This is a genomic window from Arthrobacter sp. MW3 TE3886 (genome assembly GCF_041262145.1).
GTDB lineage: Bacteria > Actinomycetota > Actinomycetes > Actinomycetales > Micrococcaceae > Arthrobacter.
Genome location: NZ_JBGCAN010000001.1, coordinates 202835 through 225370, shown reverse-complemented (window position 1 = coordinate 225370; position 22536 = coordinate 202835). Strand labels below are relative to the sequence as shown.

The following is a 22536-nucleotide window of genomic DNA, read 5'->3' as shown; positions in this document are numbered from 1 at the left end:
AAGGAACACAGCGAGAGAAAAACCAGGGAACAGTGAAGGGCACCCGGGCGGCCGTTTGCGGCCTGGATCGTCGGCAGGACCGGACTAGACGCCGGCGCCGGCCATCCGTACGACGGACACGGCGATCACCAGGGCCAGGACCACGGCGAGGCCGATGGCCTGCAGCAGGGTCTGCCGGGGGCCGCGGGGGGTGTAGGCAATGACGGCGGCGCTCAGGGCGCCGGTGACGAGGCCGCCGAGGTGGGCCTGCCAGGCGATCTGCGGGACCATGAAGCCGATGACGCCGTTGATGGCAATCAGGACCAGGAGTTGGCGGACTTCGCCGCCGCGTTGACGCTGGACCACCAGCAGGGCGCCGAACAGGCCGAAGATGGCTCCGGAGGCGCCGACGAGGCCCACCGGCCCGTTCGCCGGATACACCGGGGTCAGCAGAAGGAAGCCGACGGAGCCGCCGACGGCCGAGAGCAGGTAGATGGCCAGGAAGCGGGCGTGGCCCAGCAGCGGCTCAAGAATCTGGCCGAAAATCCACAGCGTGTACATGTTCAGGACTATGTGGAGCAGGAATCCCTGCGAGTGCAGGAACGCCGAGGTGAGCATCCGCCACGGTTCAACGCCAGTCAGGGCGGGGGCGTAGGCCAGTTCCTGGTAGATCCCGTCGTTCGGGACTATCCACTGCAGCGCATAGACAAGGGCACACAGCGCGATGATCACGTACGTGACCACGGGTTTGCCGGCGGTCACGGCGCCGCCGTAGACGGTCCTGACGGCCGGCGTCGTGCGTTTGGTTTCGTTGACACAGTCAACGCACTGGAATCCGACGGCGGCCGCCCGCTGGCAGTCGGGGCACGCAGGGCGCCCGCACCGCTGGCAACGCACATAGGCGGGCCGGTCCGGGTGCCTGGGGCATACCGGGACCTCTGCGGACGGCTCTGCCGCCGGAATTCCGTAGCTCATGGTGTGGGGTTAGAGCTTTTCGATGTCAATGCTGTTAATGGTGACATCCTCGACGGGGCGGTCGCCCATGCCGGTGCGGACGCCTTCGATCGCGTCGACGACCTTCTTGGAGTCGTCATCGGCGACCTCACCGAAGATGCTGTGCTTACCCTGCAGCCAGCCGGTGGGGATGGTGGTGATGAAGAACTGCGAACCGTTGGTGCCGCGGCCCATCTGGACACCGGCGTTGGCCATGGCCAGCTTGTACGGCTCGTTGAACGTCAGTTCCGGGTGGATCTCATCGTCGAACTTGTAGCCCGGTCCACCGGTGCCGCGGCCCAGGGGATCGCCGGCCTGGATCATGAAGTCCTTGATGATGCGGTGGAAGATGGTGCCGTTGTAGAGCGGCGTGCCGGTCTTGTCCTCGCCCGTTTCCGGGTGGGTCCAGGCCTTCTCACCGGTGGCCAGTCCGACGAAGTTGTCGACGGTCTTCGGCGCGTGGTTGCCAAAGAGGTTGACGACGATGTCGCCGAGGCTCGTGTGGATAGTGGCTATTGCGGTTGCGTTGGCAGTCATAGCGCCCATTCTTCCATGACGGCTCCGCCCGCATAGGGCCGCACAGTCAGTTCCGCGCTGGGTGAAATCCACTGGAAATCGGTCTGAAGAATAGCCGGTGCGTTCCTAGACACGTAGGCTAACAGCAGAACCGTCACATTAATCGGGAGGTAGTTGTGAAGAAAACGGATCGTATTGCCCGTGACCTGGAGCAGTCAGTCAGCACCGGAGTAGACAGCGCCAAGGATTGGGCGGCCCCGCGGGTTGAGGCTGCCGTGAACTGGGCTGTTCCGCGGCTGCAGCACGGACTGGACACCGCCTCTCCCAAAATCCAGGAGGGGCTCAAGTCGGCTGCCCACAATCTGGCCGGCAGCGTTGCCACTGTCACTCCCCGTCTTCAGGATGGCCTGGCCCAGCTGGCGCCGAGGATCCACGATGCCGCGGACAGCGCGACTCCGCGCCTGCACGAAGCTGTGGATAAGGCAGCCCCGGTCATCGCCAACGCACGCGACCGGGTTGTTGTCGAGTACCTGCCCAGGCTTTCCGACCAGATCGGACAGGCTTCCGTGGCCGTCCACCGCACGTTGGAAAACGCCCCGGCCCACGTCGACGCCGTCGCGCAGAAGCTTGTAGATTCCGGTGTGGTCACCGGCGTCCAGGCGCAGGCCCAGGCAGTCAAGGGACACGCCAAGAAGGCAGGCAAGAAGGCAGGCAAGAACATCAAGGCGGCCGCCAACGAGGTCACCAAGACGGCTAATGCCAAGCTCGCCAAGCAGCAGAAGCCCAAGCACCGCGGCCTGCTGATCTTCGGCATCATCGCCGCCGCCGTTGCAGCCGGTGTGGCCGCCTGGCGGGCGTCCAGGCCGGTGGAGGACCCCTGGAAGGTACCGACGCCGGTAACTCCCGCCCCCACGGCCGCCCCGGCCGGCGAATCGCTGAAGGACGCCGCCAACAAGGCCGGTTCCGCGACTGTCGCGGCAGCGGACTCCGCGGCTGAGGCATCCAAGGAGGCTTCCGATTCCGCAGCCACCGTGGCGGATAAAGCCGCGGAAGCGGCCAAGGACGCCGCCGGCGACGCCGCTGAGGCCGCCGACAAGGTTGCCACCGACGCCAAAACGGCCGTACGCAACATCGCGGCCAGCCTGAACAACGGCGCAGACAAGCCCGGCAAGTAGAACCCGGCTGGCACAGGCCGGCTGAGTCGAGACCTTGCCGCGGGCAGTCCGGCTGCCGGCAGGTGCCCTGCACTCTCCAAGGGAGGGATTCCGCCACAGTGCGGGATCCCTCCCTTTGTTTGACGCGCCTGTCCAGGGCGCGTCACGGTCCGTCTTCAAACCTCAGGCCAGGTGCTAAATTTGTGGTGATGTCACCCCATAGATCACCCCAGGATGCCTTGCTCCTTGCTCCGCCACCGGCTGTGTCTATTGTGATCCCGGCGTATAACGAGGAAAGCGTCATCCGGCAGTGCCTGATCGCCGCGGTCTACCAGTCGGTGCCTGCCCACGAAATCATTGTGGTGGACAACCTGTCCAAGGACCGCACGGCGGAGATCGTGCGGCAGATGCAACTCGAGTATCCGGAGAGCCCCATCATCCTGCTCAGCCAGGACCGCGACCAGGGGCTCATTCCCACGCGCAACTTCGGTCTGGACCACGCCACGGGCGATATCCTCGGCCGGATCGACGCCGATTCCGTGCTGGAACCGGACTGGGTGGAGCAGGTGCAGAAAGCCTTCGCCGACGAGTCTGTGCACGCTGCGACCGGTCCGGTGGTCTATTACGACATGCCCATGCGCCGGTTCGGGCTCAAGGCCGACGACAAAATGCGCCAGCTGATGCTCAGGCTCGCCAAGCACCAGTATCACTTCCTCTTCGGGTCCAACATGGCTCTGCGCCGCTCGGCCTGGGAGACCATCCGCGCAGAAACCTGCCGCGACGAGCGGGACGAGATGCACGAGGACATCGATCTTTCGCTGCACCTGGCCGACCACGAGCTCCGGATCCAGTACTGGCCGCAGATGATCTCGGGCATGTCGGCCCGGCGGCTGGAGGACTCGCCGCGCGATTACCGCTACTACGTGACGCGCTTTGACCGCACCTACAAGGCCCACAACGTCAAGAAGATGGCACTGAAGGCACCCATGGTGGTCTTCTTCTCGGTCTACTTCCCGGCGAAGCTCCTCCGCGCCATCCACACGGTCAACGTTCCCCAGCCAGCCCGCCGCGGCGGCCAATAGCGGCGGCCACGAGCCGCCACGAGATGCGGCCGCCGGGAGCGGCCTAGTCGGTGCCGAGCTCCGCCAGCCGCTCTTCGCCGGCTCCCTCCGCCGCCCTCCGGGCGGAGCGTGAACCTCGCTGCCCCAGGACCACGACGGCGAGCCCCACCAGGATCGTCGCCAGCCCCACGTAGGTCCCCGCCGGCAGCGTCTCGTCCAGGAAGGCTGCGGCCAGGAGCGCCGCTCCCGGGATTTCCAGCAGGATGATCATGGACACGAGCAGCGGGCTCATGGTCGCCAGCAGATGGTTGAATGCGGAGTGTCCCACCAGTTGTGCGCACACGGTGATCGCGAGGATCCCCAGCCAGCCAGCTGCCTCGAATCCTCCCAGCGGCTCTCTGGCCAACAGCGCCATGACCGCCACAACCGCGGCGCACATGCCGTAGCACAGGGTCGTGTAGACTCCGGTGCTCATGCTCTGCCGCGCCTTGCCTCCGGCGAGCGTGTAGATGCCCGCCAGGGCGCCGCCGGCGACAGCCAGGAGATCGCCCACGAGGGCCTCGGGCGAGGAGCCCATATCGAACCCGGTAATTGTCACCACGCCGCCGAAGGCGAGCCCCAGCCCCACCAGGACCGGCCAGCGGAGCCGGACTCCCCGGAAGAGCTGGAAGATCGCGATCCAGCCGGATTGCAGGCATACCAGTGCCGTGGCCGCCGCGACCGACGTCAGCTGCAGGGAGGTAATGAAGCACGCGAAGTGCAGGGCCAGTGCCACCGCCGCGGCGAGTGACCAGCGGAACTCTGCTCCAGTCACCTTTCCGAACTGACGGGGGTTGCGGACCACAACAGGACCGGCCATCACCACCGCTCCAATGGCGTTGCGCCAGAAAGCGATGGCGAGGGCACTGACTGACGTGGCGCCCAGCGTGGCGGCAATGAGCGGTCCGGACGAGGCCACCCCCAGCACACCTACGGCTGCAAGTAAGAAGTTCACGCTCCAACACTAATGGGACGGACCGCAGGGGCCTTTACAGCCGCTGCGCCTTGACCGGTTCCTACCGCAGTGCCACCCTTAAGTCGCGGTCTCACATCCCGGTTTCGCCATCATCGAAGAAGGAGACCATCATGGCGTCAATGATCCGCAAGAGCCTGGACAATCCCGAAGAGACACGCCCCGTTGCCGAGGGCATGGGCCAGGTGGATCTCGTCAACCTCGAGGCCGGCCCGGTTGGACGGGCCACCTTCCTTCCAGGCTGGAAATGGTCAGACCACGTCAAGCCGATCGCCAAGACTGACAGCTGCATGGCCAGCCATACCGGCTACACGATTTCCGGCCGCATCAAAGTCGTCATGGACGACGGCGAAGAACTCGAATTCGGGCCCGGCGACTTCGGCGTGATTCCGCCGGGCCACGACGCCTGGGTGCTCGGCGACGAGCCCTACGTGTTTATCGACTGGCAAGGGATGGCGGACTACGCCAAGCCGAAGGAGTGAGTGGGGAAGGCATGAAAAAAGCCCCGGACCGCGTTTCCGCGGTCCGGGGCTTTTCCTATGGTGGAGGCACGGGGACTCGAACCCCGAACCCCCTGCTTGCAAAGCAGGTGCGCTACCAATTGCGCCATGCCCCCATAAGAAGCAACCCGACAATCATACCCTAGGTCCGGAGAGCTGATTTCCAGCTTCCATCCCCGGGCTCCGGGCTAGTCAACCGTATCGGTTGAATTGCTCCAGATCACTTTCCGGGCTTCGGATTCCTGCACTTTCCTGTAGAGGAAGACGCCTGCGACCGTGGCTGCGATAACCAGCAACTTCTTCACATGCACCCCGTTCCGGTTCTGTCATGGACGAACCTTCACTTACCTCTGCCAGAACCAGTACCGGTTCCGTGGGCGTACCAGGACTTGAACCTGGGACCTCTTCGTTATCAGCGAAGCGCTCTAACCGCCTGAGCTATACGCCCCGATGCCTCATCGGGCCGAGATATGACTGTACAGCACATCCCGGCCCGATCTCAAATCGAGGCCCTTTTCCGCGGGATTCCGCGGAAAAGTTCGGGAATTAGTCGTCCGTGAGGGTCACACCGATGCCGCCGACGAGCGTCGCGGCAATGTTGTACAGCACCGCCGAAAGCATCGAGAGCGCCGTCAGCAGCACCACGTTGATCACGGCGATGATGGTGGCGAATGACGCCACCTGCCCCAGGGATGCAACCTTCTTCAATTCAAAGCCGCCGCCCTCGGAACCGGCGAGGGTCCCGAGCAGGCTGTCCACCTGGTCAAAGATCCCGGTCAGGTCCAAAACGGTCCAAAGCACGATCGCCGCCACGACGGTGACGATTCCCAGCGCCACGGAGAGCAGGAAGGCCATCTTCAGCACGGACCAGGGGTCCACCTTGCTGACCAGCAGCCTGGCACGGCGCACCTTGGCCTTGGGAGCGGGCTTGATCAGCCCGGGAGTGCCCTGCCCGCCGGACGGGGCGGGGCGCTGGCCCGGGGCGGCGGGGCGCTGGCCGGGTGCGGTGGGGCGCTGGCCGGGTGCGGGGGGACGCTGTCCCGTTCCCGTGGCTGCGCCGGATACGCCGGGGCGCTGCTGCGGACGCGAGGGGGCGCCTACGCGCGGTGCGGCGGCGGGTTGCCGCACTCCGCTTGGCACGCCGCTGCTCGGCTTGGGATATGAGTCGGAATTACTCACTCGTTACCTCCGGTGTTGTCTTCGTCCAGCTCGGCATTGCCTGATGACTCATCTGACTCCGGGGCCGGTACTGATTCTGCCGTTGCGGACTCGTCCTGCTGTCCGCCATCTTCAGCCAACGTTACGTCATCCGGCGTGGAAGCCCGATTTTCAGCGCCTTCACCGGCATTTTCGCCGGCGTCCTCGCCTTCGGTCGGTTCCTCGCTTTCCAGCCCGCGTTCGCTGTTGCGCGCCACCGCGATGATGCGGTCGTTCTTGTCCGGCTTGGCGAAAATCACGCCCATGGTGTCGCGGCCCTTGGCGGGGACACCGGTCACCGAGGAACGCACCACCTTGCCGCCCTCCATGACCACCAGCACTTCGTCTTCCTCGTTGACAATGAGGGCTCCGACCAGGTGGCCGCGTTCTTCCTGGTACTTGCCGACCTTGATGCCCAGGCCGCCACGACCCTGGAGCCGGTACTCCTCCACAGCGGTCCGCTTGGCAAAGCCGCCCTCAGTGACGATGAAGACGTACGAGCCGTCCTTGACGACGTCGGCCGCGAGCAGTTCGTCGTCTTCGCGGAACTTCATGCCGGTCACGCCCGAGGTGGCACGGCCCATCGGGCGCAGCGCATCGTCCGTCGCGGTAAAGCGGACGGACTGGCCCTTGCGGGACACCAGCATGAGGTCGTCGGTATCGGAGACCAGCTGGGCCGAGACGAGCTCGTCGCCGTCGCGCAGGTTGATGGCGATCACGCCGGCGGACCGGTTGGTGTCGTAGTCCTCCAACCGGGTCTTCTTGACCAGGCCGCGCTTGGTGGCGAGCACCAGGTACGGGGCGTGCTGGTAGTCGCGCAGATCCAGCACCTGGGCGATGTGCTCATCCGGCTGGAAGGCCAGCAGGTTGGCCACGTGCTGACCCTTGGCGTCGCGCCCGGCCTCGGCGAGCTCGTACGCCTTGGCGCGGTAGACCCGTCCGAGGTTGGTGAAGAACAGCAGCCAGTGGTGCGTGGTGGTGACGAAGAAGTGCTCCACGACGTCGTCCCCGCGCAGCTGGGCGCCCTTGATGCCCTTGCCACCACGCTGCTGGGAGCGGTAGTTGTCGCTGCGGGTGCGCTTGACGTAGCCGCCGCGGGTAATGGTGACCACCATTTCCTCTTCGGGGATCAGGTCCTCCATGGACATGTCGCCGTCGAAGCCCATGAGCACCTTGGTGCGGCGGTCGTCGCCGTGCTTGGCCACGATTTCGCCCAGTTCCGTGCTGATGATCTCGCGCTGGCGCTCTTCGGAGGCCAGGATCGAGTTGTACTCGGCGATCAGGGCCTCCAGCTCGGCATGGCGGTCCTGGATCTTCTGGCGTTCCAGTGCCGCGAGCCGGCGCAGCTGCATGTCCAGGATGGCCCGGGCCTGCAGCTCATCGATGTCCAGCAGTTCCATCAACCCGTCGCGTGCGGCCTCGGTGGTGTTGGAGGCGCGGATGAGCGCGATCACCTCGTCGAGCATGTCCAGCGCCTTGAGCAGGGCGCGGAGGATGTGGGCTTCCTCCTCGGCCTTGCGCAGCCGGTAGCGCGTGCGGCGGGCGATGACGTCCATCTGGTGGGTGACCCAGTGGCGGATGAACGCGTCAAGGCTGAGCGTACGCGGCACCCCGTCAACGATGGCGAGCATGTTGGCGGCGAAGTTGTCCTGCAGCTGGGTGTGCTTGTAGAGGTTGTTCAGCACCACCTTGGCCACGGCGTCACGCTTGAGCACAATCACCAGGCGCTGCCCGGTGCGGCCCGAGGTCTCATCGCGGAGGTCGGCGATTCCTGAGATCTTGCCGTCCCTGACCAGTTCGGCGATCTTGATGGCCAGGTTGTCCGGGTTGGCCTGGTACGGCAATTCGGTGACCACCAGGCACGTGCGGCCCTGGAGTTCCTCGACGCTGACCACGGCGCGCATGGTGATGGAACCGCGGCCGGTGCGGTACGCATCCTCGATGCCCTTGTGGCCGAGGATGGTGGCACCGGTCGGGAAATCCGGTCCCTTGATGCGCAGGAGGAGTTCTTCGAGCAGTTCCTCCCGGCTGGCCGTCGGGTTGGCGAGGTACCACTGCACACCGTCGGCGACTTCCCGGAGGTTGTGCGGCGGGATGTTGGTGGCCATGCCGACGGCGATGCCGGAGGAGCCGTTGACCAGCAGGTTGGGGAACCGGGCCGGCAGGATGGTCGGCTCCTGGTTCTTCCCGTCGTAGTTGTCCTGGAAGTCGACAGTTTCCTCGTCGATGTCCCGGACCATCTCCATGGCGAGCGGCGCCATCTTGGTTTCGGTGTACCGCGGCGCGGCGGCACCGTCGTTGCCGGGCGAGCCGAAGTTTCCCTGGCCGAGCGCCAGCGGGTAGCGCATGGTCCAGTCCTGGATCAGGCGGACCAGGGCATCGTAGATCGCTGTGTCGCCGTGGGGGTGGTACTGGCCCATGACCTCGCCGACGACGCGGGCGCACTTGTTGAAGGAACCGTTCCGGCCGGTAGCCGCCGTCGAACATCGCGTAGAGCACGCGGCGGTGAACGGGCTTGAGGCCGTCGCGGACGTCCGGCAGGGCCCGGCCCACGATCACGGCCATGGCGTAGTCGAGGTAGGAGCGCTGCATTTCGGTCTGCAGGTCCACCTGCTCGACGCGGTCGGTCAGTACGTCGCCGTCGAGGATGGCGCCTTCAAGGACGGGCTCGGAGCCGGCCGGCACCTCTGGTGTTTCGTCACTCATAGTCTATATTTTCCGTTTCAGGTATATATCAGTCTGGGCATATTCGGGGCGTGGTGGCCCGCTAAATGTCCAGGAACCGAACGTCCTTGGCGTTCTGCTGAATGAAGTTTCGGCGCGATTCAACGTCCTCGCCCATCAGGACCGAGAAGATCTGGTCTGCCGCCAGGGCATCGTCCATCGTGACCTGCAGCAGGGTCCGGTGGTCCGGGTCCATGGTGGTGTCCCACAGTTCCGTGTAGTCCATTTCACCGAGGCCCTTGTAGCGCTGGATGCCGTTGTCCTTGGGGATGCGGCGGCCGGCGGCCTGGCCCGAGAGCAGCTTCGCGTCGCGTTCGCGGTCGCTGTAGACGTAATCGTGCGGGGCGTTGGACCACTTGATCCGGTACAGCGGCGGCTGCGCGAGGTAGACGTAGCCGTTTTCGATCAGCGGGCGCATATAGCGGAACAGCAGCGTCATCAGCAACGTCGTGATGTGCTGGCCGTCGACGTCGGCATCGGCCATGAGCACGATCTTGTGGTAGCGCAGCTTGGCGATGTCGAAGTCCTCGCCAATGCCGGTGCCGAAGGCCGTGATCATGGACTGGACCTCGGCATTGCCGAGCGCCTTGTCCAGGCGGGCCCGTTCCACGTTCAGGATCTTGCCGCGCAGCGGCAGGATGGCCTGGGTCTCCGGGTTGCGGCCGCGCTTGGCCGAACCGCCGGCGGAGTCACCCTCCACGATGTAGACCTCGCACAGTTCCGGGTTCTTCGAGGAGCAGTCGGAGAGCTTGCCGGGCATGCCGAAGGATTCCAGCGGGCTCTTGCGGCGGGCGTTGTCCCGGGCCTTCCGCGCGGCCATGCGGGCCTGGGCGGCGGAGATGGCCTTGCGGATGACGTCCCGGGCGGGGCCGGGGTTGCGTTCGAGCCAGTCGCCCAGGCCGTCGGTGACAACGCGCTGGACAAAGCCCTTGACCTCGGAGTTGCCGAGCTTGGTCTTGGTCTGGCCCTCGAACTGCGGCTCCGAGAGTTTCACGGAAATGACAGCCGTCAGGCCCTCGCGGATGTCGTCCCCGGTGAGGTTGTCTTCCTTTTCCTTGATGATGTTCTTCTCCCGCGCGTAGCGGTTGATGAGTGAAGTCATCGCGGCGCGGAAACCCTCTTCGTGGGTGCCGCCCTCGTGCGTGTTGATCGTGTTGGCGTAGGTGTGGACGCTCTCGGAGTACGCGTTGGTCCACTGCATCGCCATTTCAAGGGCAATGTGCCGTTCCGTGTCCTCGGTTTCGAAGGCGATGACGTCCTCGTGAACCACATCAACCTTCTTGCCGGAGTTCAGGTGCTTGACGTAGTCCAGCAGGCCGTCGTCGTACTGGTAGACCACGGTGTGGAATTCCGCGGGGATTTCGCCTTCGGTGGGGACGGTGTCCAGGTCCAGGTCGTCGTCCTCGGACGGTTCCTCCGGAGCGCGGCGCTCGTCCGTCAACGTGATGCGCAGGCCCTTGTTGAGGAAGGCCATCTGCTGGAAACGGGCCCGCAGTGTTTCGAAGTCGAAATCGGTGCTCTCGAAGATGCTGGCATCGGGGTAGAACGTCTGGGTGGTGCCGGTCTCGGTGGTTTCCTCGCCCTGGACCAGGCCACCCTGCGGCTTGCCGCCGTCGGCGAAGGACATCCGCCAGACGTGTCCCTGGCGGCGGACCTCGGTGTCGACCCGGCTGGAGAGCGCGTTGACCACCGAAATGCCGACGCCGTGCAGTCCGCCGGAGACGGCATATCCGCCGCCGCCGAACTTGCCGCCGGCGTGCAGGATCGTCATGACGACTTCCACGGTGGGCTTGTGCTCGGTGGGGTGCATATCCACGGGGATACCGCGGCCGTTGTCGACCACCTTGACCCCGCCGTCGGCCTGCAGCACGATTTCGATGTGCGTGCAGTAGCCGGCCAGGGCCTCGTCCACGGAGTTGTCCACCACCTCATAGACCAGGTGGTGCAGACCGCGGGGGCCGGTGGAGCCGATGTACATGCCGGGACGTTTCCGGACAGCTTCCAGGCCTTCAAGTACGGTGATGTCGCTGGCGCCGTATTCCCGCGATGTCGCGGTCCCCGACGGCGCCGCCGCCGCAGCTTCTTGTTCCACCGCTTCCGCTACGTCTTCCACTGCCGGGATCTCTGCATTGTCGTTAGCCACAGGCGCTTTCGACTCCTCTATGTTCGTTGAAGGCCGGCCGTTGCCCCTTCCGTGGAAAAGGCTCCTGCCAACAGGCACGTCACTGACGACGCCGGGTGTTTCCGCTGACTTGGGGATCCCGTCCGCCGCACGCTGAAATTGCGTCGGAAACGGACTCAGTCAACGCTTCACCGGCGCCCAGTTATCTACACCGATTCTATCGTGCTATAGGGGCCAAACCCGCATTCCACGGCGCCAAACGGGCGGGAAAGTGCCGCTGGGAGGGCGCTGGCTCCCCCTGCAAGGCTTTCGGGGTCCAGCCCTAGGGTTCCTATACGACTCCGGGGCGTTCAAGCGCCCTACACGCCGCTTGCGGATTTTTCAAGGGTTTTTGCAAGAAGTGCTTCAGATCCGGTGCCCGCCAGGGGTCCTGCGCTATCCGTACGTGTCGCGGGGACCGCGGCCATTGACCGTCCGGAGGCCCTTGCGCCAGCTCGGGGCGGCGGGTCCGAGCACCTGGATGCTGGTGACCACGCCGTCGCCAAGCTCGGTCCGGAATTTTTCCAGCAGGCTGCTGCTCAGCAGCCGCAGCTGGGTTGCCCAAGCCGTGGAATCGGTCCGCACATGCAAGGTGGTGTCGGTAAAACTCTCGGGGGTGCAGTGCGCCGAGATCTCCGGGCCTACGAGCACGGCCCACTGCGCCATGACGGAGCCGACGGCCACCGGCGAGCTCCAGCCGCGTTCGGCCACGAGGCGTCCCACGACTTTTCCGAGGCCCAGCGGGTCCCTGCCGGTGCCGTGGAATTGGGAGAACCCGCGGGTTCCCCGGGCGGCGCGGGCGGGTTTCTGGCTGCCGGCACCGGAGCGCGGCACCGCCCGCCGGATTTCGCCCCGGGCCGCGGCGGCGTCGCGCATCCGGTTCAGTGCGGCCTGCGCGGCGTCGATGTCGTCGGGGTCACGGCCGGGCTGCAGGCCGCCGTCGGTATCCTTATTCATCGATTTTCCTGCTCATCGATTCCTCCCGGGATGACCTTCACCCGCCGTCCGGTCAGCTCCGCCGGGATGTCGTCCTCGACGGCGGCAGTGACCAGCACTTGCTCGGCGCCGGATACTATTGCCGCCAGTTTACGCCGCCGCTGCACGTCGAGTTCGGCAAAAACGTCGTCCAGGATCAGGATCGGGGGCGATCCGCCCGTGCGGGCGTCGTCGAGCATGACGTAGTAGGAGGCCAGGCGCAGGGACAGGCACATGGACCAGGTTTCCCCGTGTGAGGCGTAGCCCTTGGCCGGCGCCGAGCCAAGCACGAGCTCAAGCTCATCGCGGTGCGGCCCGACCAGCGAGATGCCCCGTTCCAGTTCCCTGCGCCGGGCTCCGGCGAAGGCCTGGATATAGCGGTCGGTGAGCTGTTCGACGGAGAGCAGCCGCAGGTCCTCCGCCGGTGCGGCCGCGTCCGTACCGGCGCCGTCCGCCGGGCCGGACTCCGCTGGTCTTGAGGTGGCGCCGTCGTCGTCCAGGCTGTCCTGCAGCGTGGAACGATACACCGCAGTGGCCTCCTTGGACCCGTCGGTCAGCTGCGCGTAAGCGTTTTTCAGGTGCGGTTGCAGCCGGTCCACGAGCTCCAGGCGCGCGTGCAGCAGCTCGGCCCCGGCCCGGGCCATGTGCTGGTCCCAGACATCGAGCGTTGCCTCGTGCCCGGTGCTGAATTTTCCGGCGCGGGCCGACTTGAGCAGCGCGTTGCGCTGCTTCAGGACCCGGTCGTAGTCGCTCCTGGTTGCGGCGTGGCGCGGCATGAGGCTGACCAAGAGCTCGTCCAGGAACCGGCGGCGGCTGGACGGATCACCCTTGACCAGGGCCAGGTCCTCCGGCGCGAAGAGCACCGTCTGGCAGATGCCGAGCAGGTCCCTGGCACGGACCGGATTGCTCCGGTTGATCCGTCCGCGGTTCGCCCGCCCCGCGTTGATTTCCAGTTCCAGCACTGTCGACTGCTCGCCGCGGACCAGCTTGGCCCGGATCATGGCCCGCTCGGCACCAAACCGCAGCAGCGGCGCGTCCGTGCTGACCCGGTGCGAGTTGAGCGTGGCCAGATACCCGATCGCTTCCATCAGGTTGGTCTTGCCGATGCCGTTGGAGCCCACCAGGACGGTGACTCCGGGCTCGAGGCTGAGATCGACCTGGGCGTAGCTGCGGAAATCTGTGAGCGAGAGTTTTTCTAGGTACACGCGGGATTCAGGACTTCACAGGAAGGAATAATTTGCCGGGCAGGATTACTTGGCCGGCCGGGTCGCGTGGCCGCCGAACTGGTGGCGCAGCGCCGAGACCATCTTCATGGCCGGCGAGTTGTCCTCGCGGGAGGAGAACCTGGCGAACAGCGCAGCCGTGATCGCCGGGGCCGGCACCGCGTTGGCAATTGCCTCCTCGACGGTCCAGCGGCCTTCGCCCGAGTCCTCGACGTAGTCGGAGATCGATTCCAGTCCCGGATCCTCGTCGAGGGCCTTGACCATGAGGTCCAGGAGCCAGGAGCGGACAACGGTCCCCTTTTGCCAGGCCCGGAAAGTGCCGGGAAGATCGGCGACGATCTCCTTGGCGGCCAGGAGTTCGTACCCCTCGGCGTAGGCCTGCATCAGGCCATATTCGATCCCGTTGTGGACCATTTTGGCGTAGTGGCCGGCCCCGACGCCGCCGACGTGCACGAAGCTGTCGGCCCGGTCGCCTGCGGGACGGAGCGCGTCGAAGACGGGCAGGGCCCGTTCGATATCTGCGGCATCGCCGCCCGCCATGAGGCCGTAGCCGTTCTGGAGGCCCCAGACTCCGCCGGACACGCCGCAGTCCGCAAAGCGGATTCCCTTTTCGGCCAGTGCGGCGCCGTGCTTTTGGTCTTCCGTGAAGCGGGAGTTGCCGCCGTCGATCACGAGGTCACCGGCGTCGAGCTTGGTGCCCAGTTCGGTGATCACGGCGTCGGTAATCTCCCCAGAGGGGACCATAACCCAGATGAGGCGCGGCGCCGGGACGGCGGCGATGAGTTCGTCCAGGGTGGCGACGTCGGCAACGTCGGGGTTGCGGTCAAATCCGGTGACCTCAATCCCGCCGTTGCGCAGCCGTTCGCGCATGTTGAAGCCCATTTTTCCAAGGCCGATTAGTCCGATGTGCACTTAGATGAACTCTTTTCTGCGCTGGGGTGCTTCGTTGGGGACGGCCGTGACGGCCCGCAGGGGCTGTGTTCCGGCGGTCCGGAACACAGCGGTGGCGGGCTAGTTGGGCAGCCGGACGGGCATGACGAGGTAGCGGTAGTCGCCCTGGTCCTCGCCTTCGGCGTCCTGCTGGGCCGTAATCATGGCTGGCTTGGGTGCGGTGGTGAAGGAGAAGCGCACGAACTTGGTTTCGATGACGCTCAGGCCCTCGATCAGGTAGTGCGGGTTGAAGGCCACGGTGATGTCCTCACCCGACAACTGGGCTTCGAGCTCCTCGGAGGCCTGGGCGTCCTCACCGGTGCCGGCGTCCAGGTGCAGCTGGCCCTGGGTGAAAGCGAGCCGGACAGGCGTGTTGCGTTCGGCCACGAGCGAGACGCGGCGCACGGCTTCGACCAGTTCCTGGGTCTGCACGGTGGCGTGGATGGGGGTGGAGTCCGGGAAGAGCGAACGGATCTTCGGGTAATCGCCGTCCACCAGGAGCGAGGTGGTGGTCCTGCCGCCGCTCTCGAAGCCGATCAGCCGGCTGTCGTCGTCGGCAAGGGCGATGTTGATGTCGCCGCTGCTCCCCAGGGTTTTCGCCACTTCGTTGAGGGTCTTGGCCTTGACCAGGGCGCTCGTGGAGATCCCCGGAGTCGCAGGCTTCCACGGGACTTCCCGCATGGCCAGACGGTAGCGGTCGGTGGCCAGGAGGGTGATGAGGTCGTCCTCGATTTCCATCCGCACGCCGGTCAGGATCGGCAGGGTGTCGTCCTTGCTGGCCGCAATGATCACCTGGGATACGGCCTGGGCGAACGAATCGCCGGGCACGGTGCCGCTGATCGTCGGCAGGGCCGGCAGCGGCGGGTATTCGGCCTCGGGCATCGTGGCCAAGTGGAAGCTGCTGCGGCGGCAGGTAAGCGTGACCTTGTTGCCGTCGGTTTCGACCTCGACGGGGGCGGAGGGCAGGCTGCGGCAGATGTCCGCGAGCAGGCGGCCCGATACCAGGATCGTGCCCTCGGCGCTGATGTCAGCAGGGATTTCGAGCCTTGCGGAGGTCTCGTAATCGAAGCTCGAAAGGCTGACGGTACCGGCTTCAGCCTTCAGGAGCAGGCCTGAAAGAACGGGAACGGGCGGCCGCGGAGACAACGACCGGGCGGTCCATGTCACGGCTTCTGCCAGGACGTCCCGTTCGACTCTGAACTTCACGGAAGGGTGCCGCCTTTCATTGCTGCTGTTAGTGCTGGAAATCGCTGAAACTGCTCAAGCTGGGGCGGACCCCGGCAGGGACGCCGAATTCCGTCAACAAGGGAATCGTCCGCCCACCCGGGCCCCATGGCCCGGTAGGGACCACAAAAGATGTCCGGGACGGACGCACTGCAGACAGCTTAGCCCCAAGGTGAGCGTTTCTCCCATCCCCGGGTTACATCGGTGTTGTTCGCGGGGCCGGTCTCCTGCGCCGGTCCGGAACGGGCCTGGGCGCTGCTCGGAGGTGGGAAGGAGATTGTTGTTTGAGGGAATTTCATTTTCTTGGGATTAGTAGTGTTAATAACTGCTGTGGAAACTGTGGATAACTCGATCCTGCCGCACGAATCCGCGGTTAAGCCCTGTTCATGGGCTGTGGGCGGAACAGGTTTTAAACAGGGTGTGGATGGGGACAAGATTTTTGGCCGGCTGGCCAATCCACAGGCACCTTAAGGGTTTTAAGCCCATTAACCGCGGTTGTCCCCTTAAGTATCCACAGGGTTGTCCACAGGGCCCTGTTAATAAGGTAAGAGTGCGCCGGCCGATGGCTCAGGAATTACGTTGCTGCTGCTTGATCCGGTTGGTCAGCTCGGTCACCTGGTTGTAGATGACCCGGCGCTCGGCCATGAGTTCGCGGATCTTGCGGTCGGCGTGGATCACGGTGGTGTGGTCGCGGCCGCCCAGCTCCTGCCCGATCTTGGGCAGGGACATGTCCGTCAGCTCCCGGCACAGGTACATCGCGATCTGCCGGGCGGTTACCAGTGTGCGGGTGCGCGACTTGCTGCAGAGCTCTTCCATGCTGAGCTTGAAGTAGTCGGCCGTCTGCGTGAGGATCTGGGCCGAGGTGATCTCCTGGGCACCGTCGTCGGTGATGAGGTCCTTGAGCACCATCTCGGCCAGGGCCACATCCACCGGTTGCCGGTTGAGGCTGGCGAAGGCCGTGACGCGGATGAGGGCGCCCTCAAGTTCGCGGATGTTGCTGGAAATCTTGGAGGCGATGTATTCGAGCGCATCGTCCGGCGCGGAGAGGCCCTCGCTGAGGGCTTTCTTCCGGAGGATCGCGATGCGGGTCTCCAGTTCGGGCGGCTGGATGTCGGTCAGCAGGCCCCATTCGAAGCGCGACTTCATGCGGTCCTCGAAGCCGGCGAGCAGTTTCGGCGGCTGGTCCGAGGTGATGACCACCTGCTTGTTGTTGTTGTGCAGGGCATTGAAGGTGTGGAAGAACTCCTCCAGCGTCCGGTCCTTGCCAGCCAGGAACTGGATGTCGTCGATCAGCAGCACATCCACGTTGCGGTACGTGGTCTTGAAGCTGGTGCCTTCATCGTCACGGATGGAGTTGATGAAGTCGTTGGTGAATTCCTCGGAATTGACGTAGCGGACCCGGATCCCGCTGTAGAGCCTGCGCGCATAGTGGCCGATCGCGTGAAGCAGGTGGGTTTTGCCGAGTCCGGAGTCGCCGTAGATGAACAGCGGGTTGTAGGCCTTCGCCGGCGCCTCGGCCACAGCCACGGCGGCTGCGTGGGCGAACCGGTTGGAGGACCCGATCACGAAGGTGTCGAAGACATACTTCGGGTTCAGGCGGCCGAATTCGTGCGAGGTGCTCGGCAGCATGGGCTGCGGCTTCAGCTCCACGGTCGGGTCGGCGGCCAGGGAAAGTTCGACGGCGGGTTCGGGCTCTGTGTGCAGCGGCACCAGATCCGTGTCGACGTCGATCGCGCAGCGGATTTCGTCGGAGAACACGCTGCGGAGGGCGTCGTCGAGGGCTTCCTTGACCTGGGTCTGCAGCACCTCGCGGGTGAGCTCGTTGGGGACGGCCACCAGGAGGGTGGAACCAATCAGCCCCTGCGCCTGGGCGAGGATGACGAAGCCGCGCTGCCGGGGAGAGACACGGTGGTCGTTCTCCAGGAGGCTCACCACCCGCCGCCAGGAACTTCCGACAGTGTTGGCTTGGTTGGCTTCGTCTACTGTCATCAATCAGTTCCTCAAACTTGCTGGCCTGCATTACGTGCATCCGCGCGGTCCGGAGCTGTCCACCGGCCGGCTCAATCCACAGGGTTATGCACAGTCCGTGGATAAGGGGTTACTGAGACACTGTAGGGGATGAAAACGCCAGAAGATAGCTGGGTTGAGTCCTGTGGATAATTACACCGTTGTGGTTCTCAAATGGGGCGCGTGACGCACTTCATCCACAGGCTGCGGGAGCAGTTAGCCACAGCTGGGGATAGCCTGCAGGGCGACCCCCGGTTTGACTCGGGAGGTCGGCAAGCCCTAACGTTGTGAAGTCCCATGTGTACGCTTTTCGCCTCATCTGAATCTCTCCTGACGCCCTGCGTTGCGTGAATTACAGAGGTAAGCGGCACATACCAAAACTTAGCGTCGGCCAGTTCTTCCCCTTGATCGGGTGGGCGCACCTTTGATCCACTGGAGTAACTAACGTGAGCAAGCGGACTTTTCAGCCGAATAACCGCCGTCGAGCCAAGAAGCACGGCTTCCGCCTTCGTATGCGTACCCGTGCCGGCCGTGCCATCCTGGCAGCCCGTCGTGGCAAGGGCCGCACCGAACTGTCGGCCTAAATAACTGACTCGTCGGTCCACATCCCTGTGCGAGTTGAACGGTGCTAGCCACCAGGAACCGTCTGCGGACATCAACCGATTTTTCAACAACTGTACGTTCCGGTGTCCGCAATGGACGCCGGAACGTAGTGTTATATACGGCAGCTATTGCTGCCGATGAACCAAGCCGGATCGGATTCATCGTTTCCAAGAGTGTCGGGAACGCTGTTGTCAGGAACCTCGTTAAGAGGAGACTGAGGGAAGCCGGTGCATTGTCGTTGCAGAAATACGGCAGCGGGTTCGCCATTGTGGTCCGGGCCCTGCCCGCCGCGGCGGGAGCCAGCTGGGACCAGCTGCTCGCCGACTATGACACCGCTTTGGAAACGACCATGAAACGGCTGGGCAACCGCCTTCCGAAGGCTGCTTCACCAGGTTCTAACGAGACGACACAGGAAGGGACCCCGCGTGCATAACTCAACTGCCGCCGTCGTCCCTCCCGCAAAATCCGCAGCGGCATGGTTGGGCCGGGCAGTCTGGAACTTGCCCCGCAATGTCCTCATTCTGTTGCTCCTGGCGTACCGCAAGGTGATCTCACCGCTGTACGGCCAGGTTTGCCGTTTCTTCCCCAGCTGCTCGGCCTATGCCCTTGAAGCGATCACCGTCCACGGCGCGGTGAAGGGAAGCTGGCTGGCTGCCAGGCGCCTGTTGCGCTGCCATCCCTGGAATGCCGGTGGCGTGGACCATGTCCCCGCCGGCAAATGCGAGTGGCCCGCAGACCGCACCCCCACAATTGTTGTGCTGAACAATCCGGACAAGTACCTGGCTGCTCAGACTGATGGAGAAGGCCGCTCTGCGGCCTAACGAATAGGGATATCGTATGGACTTCTTTGAAACAATCATGTTTCCGTTCAAGTGGCTTGTGTCCGCCATCATGGTGGTCTTCCACGATGGCCTGAGCGCCATCGGCATGCCCGCCGCCAGCGGCTGGACGTGGACCCTGTCGATTATCGGGCTGGTGCTGGTGATCCGTGCCGCCCTGATTCCCGTGTTCGTCAAGCAGATCAAGGCTCAGCGGGGCATGCAGCTGCTGCAGCCGGATCTGAAGAAGCTGCAGGACAAGTACAAGGGCAAGACCGACCAGCTCTCCCGCCAGGCCATGGCGCAGGAGCAGATGGCCCTGTACAAGAAGCACGGCACCAACCCCTTCTCGGCCTGCCTGCCCATGCTGATCCAGATGCCGTTCTTCTTTGCCCTCTTCCAGGTCCTCTCCGGCATCACGGCAGCGGCCACCAGCGGCAAGGGCATCGGCGCCATGAGCGCCGAACAGGTCGAGCAGTTCGATAAATCCACCATCTTCGGTGCCCCTCTCTCTGCTTCCCTGCTCCACGGCAGCACCGCAGGCGGCGAAGTTGCGGTGTGGGTTCTCTCCATCGTGATGATCCTGGCCATGACGGCCTCGCAGTTCATCACCCAGAAGCAGATCATGGCCAAGAACATGTCCGAAGAGGCCCTCGCGAGCCCGTTCATGCGCCAGCAGAAAATGATGCTTTACATCCTGCCGATCGTCTTCGGCGTGGGTGGCATCAACTTCCCCATCGGTGTCCTGATCTACTGGACCACCACCAACCTCTGGACCATGGGACAGCAGTTCTTCGTGATCCGCCGGATGCCCACGCCCGGATCCCCGGCCGCCAAGGCACTCGCCGACCGCCGCGCCGCCAAGGGCCTGCCCGCCCTGCCCCTCCTGGGCGGCAAGAAGGCCGACGCCGAGGCAGCCGAGGCCTCCGCCGCGGCCGCCGTCGAAGCCAAGACCCAGCGCGTCCAGCCGCAACGTAAGAACAGGAAGAGGAAGTAATGTCCGCCGAGAGCACCGAACACGCTATTTCCGCCGAGTTTGACGACGACCGGGACGACGCCCAAAACGCAGCCGAGGACTCCTCACAGGGCGTGGAGGCCGGCACCGGCAAGAGCGTTTCCGCCAGCCGCCTCGAAGAAGAAGGCGACGTCGCCGCGGACTACCTCGAGGAACTTCTGGACATCGCCGACATCGATGGAGACATCGACATCGAGGTCCGCAACGGCCGCACCTATATCTCGATCGTCGCCGAAGAAGAAGCCGCCGGGCTGGACAGCCTGGTGGGCCCTGACGGCGAGGTCCTTGAGGCCCTCCAGGAGCTGACGCGGCTCGCGGTCCTCTCCGCTACGGAGAACCGGTCCCGCCTGGTGCTGGATATCAACGGCTACCGTGCCGAGCGTGCCGGCGATCTGCAGAAGATCGCGGAAGACGCCGTCGCCGCTGTGAAGGATTCCGGTGAGGCAGTTGCCCTGGCTCCGATGAGCGCCTACGAGCGCAAGATCGTGCACGACGCCGTCGCCGACTTGGGACTCGTGAGCGAGTCCGAAGGCGAAGGTGCCGACCGGCACATCGTTGTCTCCGCAGACTGAACCGTTGACTAGCTTGATGGTTGAAATTACCGCCCCAGAACTCAAGGCAGCAGAGTCCATCTTCGGTGACCGCTTGGAACTGGCGAAACGCTACGTCGAGCACCTGGCGACGTCCGGGACCGAACGGGGCCTGATCGGGCCCCGCGAAGTGCCGCGGCTTTGGAGCCGGCACGTGCTTAACTGCGCCGTCATCGAGAGCCAGATTGCTCACGGAAGCCATGTGGCCGACGTCGGCAGCGGAGCCGGCCTGCCCGGACTGTGCCTGGCCATCGCCCGGCCGGACCTGGAATTGACCCTGATCGAACCGCTGGAGCGCCGTGTTATTTGGCTCCAGGAAGTGGTGGACGATCTTGGCCTCCAGAACGTCACGATCATGCGCACCCGCGCGGAACTCGCGGTGGGACTCGTGAACGCCGACGTCGTGACGGCCCGCGCGGTATCTGCGCTGTCCAATCTCGCCGGGCTGACCATTCCGCTCCTGGCCGGCAAGGGCGAAGTCGTCGCCATCAAGGGACGCAGTGCCGGCGAGGAAATCGAAAAGGCCGCCAAGGTTATCCGCAAACTGGGCGGCATTCAGACGTCCGTGGTGGTGGTGGGTGAAGACCTGTTGGAGGAACCCACCACCGTTGTGCGAATCGTAGTGAACAAGCCTCAAAAGATTACCTAGCACCGGCCCCGGTGCCCGGGGAGTCTGAGGGGAAGAGGTTAGGCTAGTAACCGGCAGTAAGAGCCGAATGAGAGTGAGCGTGTCATAGTGAGCAGTAGCGAAGCCTCCACACAACGGATCCCGCCGTTTGTGTCCCTGGGGTCCGCACGGGCGTTTACGGCTCCTGCAGTATCTTTTGACTACTCCGGAAATCACACGGCTTCGGTTGCGAAGGCGACCGGGATGGCCGGTGTTTCACGTGAAACATCCCTCCCTCACACGGGGAACGTGCTGGATTCCATCGACGACTCCAGCCCCATCGCCCGCGAACTCGCGCACGAAAACAAGCGCCGCGAGCGGTTGCTGGGCCGGCAGCTCCCCAAACCGGAGAAAACCCGGGTCTTTACCGTTTCCAACCAGAAGGGCGGCGTCGGCAAGACGACGACGACCGTGAACATCGCCGCCGCGCTGGCGGCCGCCGGCCTGAACGTGCTCGTGATCGACATCGATCCGCAGGGCAACGCCTCGACCGCCCTGGGAATCGAACACCACGCCGATGTTGACAGCATCTACGATGTGCTGATCAACGATGTCCCGCTGAAGGACGTCGTGGCTCCGTGCCCCGACATCGACAACCTGATTTGTGCGCCCGCCACCATTCACCTTGCGGGTGCCGAAATTGAACTCGTCAGCCTGGTGGCCCGCGAGCAGCGGCTGCGCCGCGCAATCGATGTGTACTCCAAGGAGCGCGCCAAGAATGGCGAGGAGCGGCTGGACTACATCTTCATCGACTGCCCGCCGAGCCTCGGTCTGCTGACGGTAAACGCTTTCTGCGCGGCCGGCGAAGTTCTCATCCCGATCCAGTGCGAGTACTACGCCCTCGAAGGCCTCAGCCAGCTCCTGAAGAACATCGAGATGATCCAGAAGCACCTGAACGCCGATCTGGTTGTCTCCACGATTTTGCTGACCATGTATGACGGCCGCACGAATCTCGCTGCCCAGGTGGCAGCGGAGGTCCGGGAGCACTTCCCGAAGCAGGTGCTCGGCGCTGTGGTGCCGAGGTCGGTGCGTATTTCCGAGGCACCGAGCTACCAGCAAACTGTCATGACGTATGATCCTTCTTCCAGCGGTGCCCTGTCCTATCTGGAAGCCGCCGCGGAAATCGCGGAACGTTAGAATCTTTTCGAGAATTGCACTAACCAGAGCCAGGTGAATCCCGGCTCTTC

The 22536-nt window shown here is 64.5% G+C and carries 21 protein-coding genes, 2 tRNA genes and 1 pseudogene; 10 read left to right on the top strand and 14 right to left on the bottom strand.

Annotated elements, in window-relative coordinates; translation table 11 throughout:
* Nucleotides 1-84: 84 nt before the first annotated feature.
* Together ABH915_RS01055 and ABH915_RS01050 are read right to left on the bottom strand one after the other, a co-directional pair.
* Entirely contained in the window at nt 85-954 is an 870-nt protein-coding gene (locus ABH915_RS01055) for a rhomboid family intramembrane serine protease (RefSeq protein WP_370116825.1), read from the bottom strand.
* Nucleotides 955-963: 9 nt separating this feature from the next.
* Complete coding sequence (locus ABH915_RS01050; RefSeq protein WP_370116823.1) at nt 964-1509, bottom strand: peptidylprolyl isomerase; 546 nt, start codon at nt 1507-1509, stop codon at nt 964-966.
* Between the two features lie 155 nt (nt 1510-1664).
* Here ABH915_RS01050 and ABH915_RS01045 point away from each other — a divergent pair, with 155 nt between their 5' ends.
* Nucleotides 1665-2663, top strand: a complete 999-nt coding sequence (locus tag ABH915_RS01045; RefSeq protein WP_370116820.1) for a hypothetical protein — start codon at nt 1665-1667, stop codon at nt 2661-2663.
* A 188-nt stretch (nt 2664-2851) separates the two neighbouring features.
* Nucleotides 2852-3724, top strand: a complete 873-nt coding sequence (locus ABH915_RS01040; RefSeq protein ID WP_370116818.1) for a glycosyltransferase family 2 protein — start codon at nt 2852-2854, stop codon at nt 3722-3724.
* Between the two features lie 43 nt (nt 3725-3767).
* On the opposite strand, the gene ABH915_RS01035 is transcribed toward ABH915_RS01040, so the two are convergent.
* On the bottom strand, nt 3768-4697 hold the full coding sequence (locus tag ABH915_RS01035; protein WP_370116815.1) for a DMT family transporter: 930 nt from the start codon (nt 4695-4697) through the stop codon (nt 3768-3770).
* 131 nt (nt 4698-4828) lie between these two features.
* Here ABH915_RS01035 and ABH915_RS01030 point away from each other — a divergent pair, with 131 nt between their 5' ends.
* Entirely contained in the window at nt 4829-5197 is a 369-nt protein-coding gene (locus ABH915_RS01030) for a cupin domain-containing protein (RefSeq protein ID WP_018775662.1), read from the top strand.
* Between the two features lie 58 nt (nt 5198-5255).
* On the opposite strand, the gene ABH915_RS01025 is transcribed toward ABH915_RS01030, so the two are convergent.
* From ABH915_RS01025 to dnaA, 11 genes and pseudogenes are all read right to left on the bottom strand, one after another.
* Nucleotides 5256-5331 (bottom strand) — tRNA-Ala (locus ABH915_RS01025).
* A gap of 72 nt (nt 5332-5403) precedes the next feature.
* A complete protein-coding gene (locus tag ABH915_RS01020; RefSeq protein ID WP_018775663.1) occupies nt 5404-5520 on the bottom strand; it encodes a DLW-39 family protein in 117 nt (38 codons plus the stop codon).
* A 69-nt stretch (nt 5521-5589) separates the two neighbouring features.
* Nucleotides 5590-5663, bottom strand: a tRNA-Ile gene (locus tag ABH915_RS01015).
* 98 nt (nt 5664-5761) lie between these two features.
* A complete protein-coding gene (locus ABH915_RS01010; RefSeq protein ID WP_370116811.1) occupies nt 5762-6394 on the bottom strand; it encodes a DUF3566 domain-containing protein in 633 nt (210 codons plus the stop codon).
* Nucleotides 6387-9118, bottom strand: a pseudogene (gene gyrA / locus ABH915_RS01005) (DNA gyrase subunit A). Before gyrA ends, ABH915_RS01010 begins: the two are co-directional and overlap by 8 nt.
* Before the next feature lie 61 nt (nt 9119-9179).
* The gene (gene gyrB / locus ABH915_RS01000; RefSeq protein ID WP_018775666.1) at nt 9180-11279 is read right to left on the bottom strand and encodes a DNA topoisomerase (ATP-hydrolyzing) subunit B; all 2100 of its coding nucleotides are present in this window, start codon (nt 11277-11279) and stop codon (nt 9180-9182) included.
* 414 nt (nt 11280-11693) lie between these two features.
* A complete protein-coding gene (locus ABH915_RS00995) occupies nt 11694-12254 on the bottom strand; it encodes a DUF721 domain-containing protein (RefSeq protein WP_018775667.1) in 561 nt (186 codons plus the stop codon).
* Nucleotides 12251-13477 carry a DNA replication/repair protein RecF gene (gene recF / locus ABH915_RS00990; RefSeq protein WP_370116806.1) on the bottom strand — a complete coding sequence of 409 codons (1227 nt, stop codon included), beginning with the start codon at nt 13475-13477 and terminating at the stop codon, nt 12251-12253. The genes ABH915_RS00995 and recF overlap by 4 nt, the downstream gene beginning before the upstream one ends.
* Before the next feature lie 45 nt (nt 13478-13522).
* Nucleotides 13523-14407 (bottom strand): phosphogluconate dehydrogenase (NAD(+)-dependent, decarboxylating), encoded by an 885-nt coding sequence (gnd, locus tag ABH915_RS00985; protein WP_026266810.1) that lies wholly within the window; start codon nt 14405-14407, stop codon nt 13523-13525.
* Between the two features lie 99 nt (nt 14408-14506).
* Entirely contained in the window at nt 14507-15631 is a 1125-nt protein-coding gene (dnaN, locus tag ABH915_RS00980; RefSeq protein WP_018775670.1) for a DNA polymerase III subunit beta, read from the bottom strand.
* Between the two features lie 585 nt (nt 15632-16216).
* Nucleotides 16217-17638 carry a chromosomal replication initiator protein DnaA gene (gene dnaA, locus ABH915_RS00975; RefSeq protein ID WP_018775671.1) on the bottom strand — a complete coding sequence of 474 codons (1422 nt, stop codon included), beginning with the start codon at nt 17636-17638 and terminating at the stop codon, nt 16217-16219.
* 464 nt (nt 17639-18102) lie between these two features.
* Between dnaA and rpmH the strand changes: the two genes are divergently transcribed.
* The 7 genes from rpmH (at nt 18103) to ABH915_RS00940 (ending at nt 22486) form a co-directional block, all read left to right on the top strand.
* Nucleotides 18103-18240 carry a 50S ribosomal protein L34 gene (rpmH, locus tag ABH915_RS00970; RefSeq protein ID WP_003800212.1) on the top strand — a complete coding sequence of 46 codons (138 nt, stop codon included), beginning with the start codon at nt 18103-18105 and terminating at the stop codon, nt 18238-18240.
* A 41-nt stretch (nt 18241-18281) separates the two neighbouring features.
* Nucleotides 18282-18692 carry a ribonuclease P protein component gene (gene rnpA, locus ABH915_RS00965; RefSeq protein WP_026266811.1) on the top strand — a complete coding sequence of 137 codons (411 nt, stop codon included), beginning with the start codon at nt 18282-18284 and terminating at the stop codon, nt 18690-18692.
* A complete protein-coding gene (yidD, locus tag ABH915_RS00960) occupies nt 18685-19080 on the top strand; it encodes a membrane protein insertion efficiency factor YidD (protein ID WP_026266812.1) in 396 nt (131 codons plus the stop codon). The genes rnpA and yidD overlap by 8 nt, the downstream gene beginning before the upstream one ends.
* Nucleotides 19081-19096: 16 nt before the next feature.
* Nucleotides 19097-20074: a membrane protein insertase YidC gene (gene yidC / locus ABH915_RS00955; RefSeq protein WP_018775674.1), complete on the top strand. Its 978-nt coding sequence runs from the start codon at nt 19097-19099 to the stop codon at nt 20072-20074.
* Nucleotides 20074-20664 carry a protein jag gene (locus ABH915_RS00950; protein WP_370116797.1) on the top strand — a complete coding sequence of 197 codons (591 nt, stop codon included), beginning with the start codon at nt 20074-20076 and terminating at the stop codon, nt 20662-20664. The genes yidC and ABH915_RS00950 overlap by 1 nt, the downstream gene beginning before the upstream one ends.
* A gap of 16 nt (nt 20665-20680) precedes the next feature.
* Nucleotides 20681-21331: a 16S rRNA (guanine(527)-N(7))-methyltransferase RsmG gene (gene rsmG / locus ABH915_RS00945; protein WP_370116794.1), complete on the top strand. Its 651-nt coding sequence runs from the start codon at nt 20681-20683 to the stop codon at nt 21329-21331.
* An 87-nt stretch (nt 21332-21418) separates the two neighbouring features.
* Nucleotides 21419-22486: a ParA family protein gene (locus tag ABH915_RS00940; RefSeq protein WP_081627369.1), complete on the top strand. Its 1068-nt coding sequence runs from the start codon at nt 21419-21421 to the stop codon at nt 22484-22486.
* Nucleotides 22487-22536 lie beyond the last annotated feature (50 nt).

Coding starts and splice junctions, on each gene's coding strand:
- ABH915_RS01030 (WP_018775662.1), top strand. CDS start 4,829: ATGGCGTCAATGATCCGCAAGAGCCTGGACAATCCCGAAGAGACACGC.
- yidC (WP_018775674.1), top strand. CDS start 19,097: ATGGACTTCTTTGAAACAATCATGTTTCCGTTCAAGTGGCTTGTGTCC.
- dnaA (WP_018775671.1), bottom strand. CDS start 17,638: ATGACAGTAGACGAAGCCAACCAAGCCAACACTGTCGGAAGTTCCTGG.
- rsmG (WP_370116794.1), top strand. CDS start 20,681: ATGGTTGAAATTACCGCCCCAGAACTCAAGGCAGCAGAGTCCATCTTC.
- ABH915_RS00995 (WP_018775667.1), bottom strand. CDS start 12,254: ATGAATAAGGATACCGACGGCGGCCTGCAGCCCGGCCGTGACCCCGAC.
- ABH915_RS01055 (WP_370116825.1), bottom strand. CDS start 954: ATGAGCTACGGAATTCCGGCGGCAGAGCCGTCCGCAGAGGTCCCGGTA.
- ABH915_RS01040 (WP_370116818.1), top strand. CDS start 2,852: ATGTCACCCCATAGATCACCCCAGGATGCCTTGCTCCTTGCTCCGCCA.
- ABH915_RS01050 (WP_370116823.1), bottom strand. CDS start 1,509: ATGACTGCCAACGCAACCGCAATAGCCACTATCCACACGAGCCTCGGC.
- ABH915_RS00950 (WP_370116797.1), top strand. CDS start 20,074: ATGTCCGCCGAGAGCACCGAACACGCTATTTCCGCCGAGTTTGACGAC.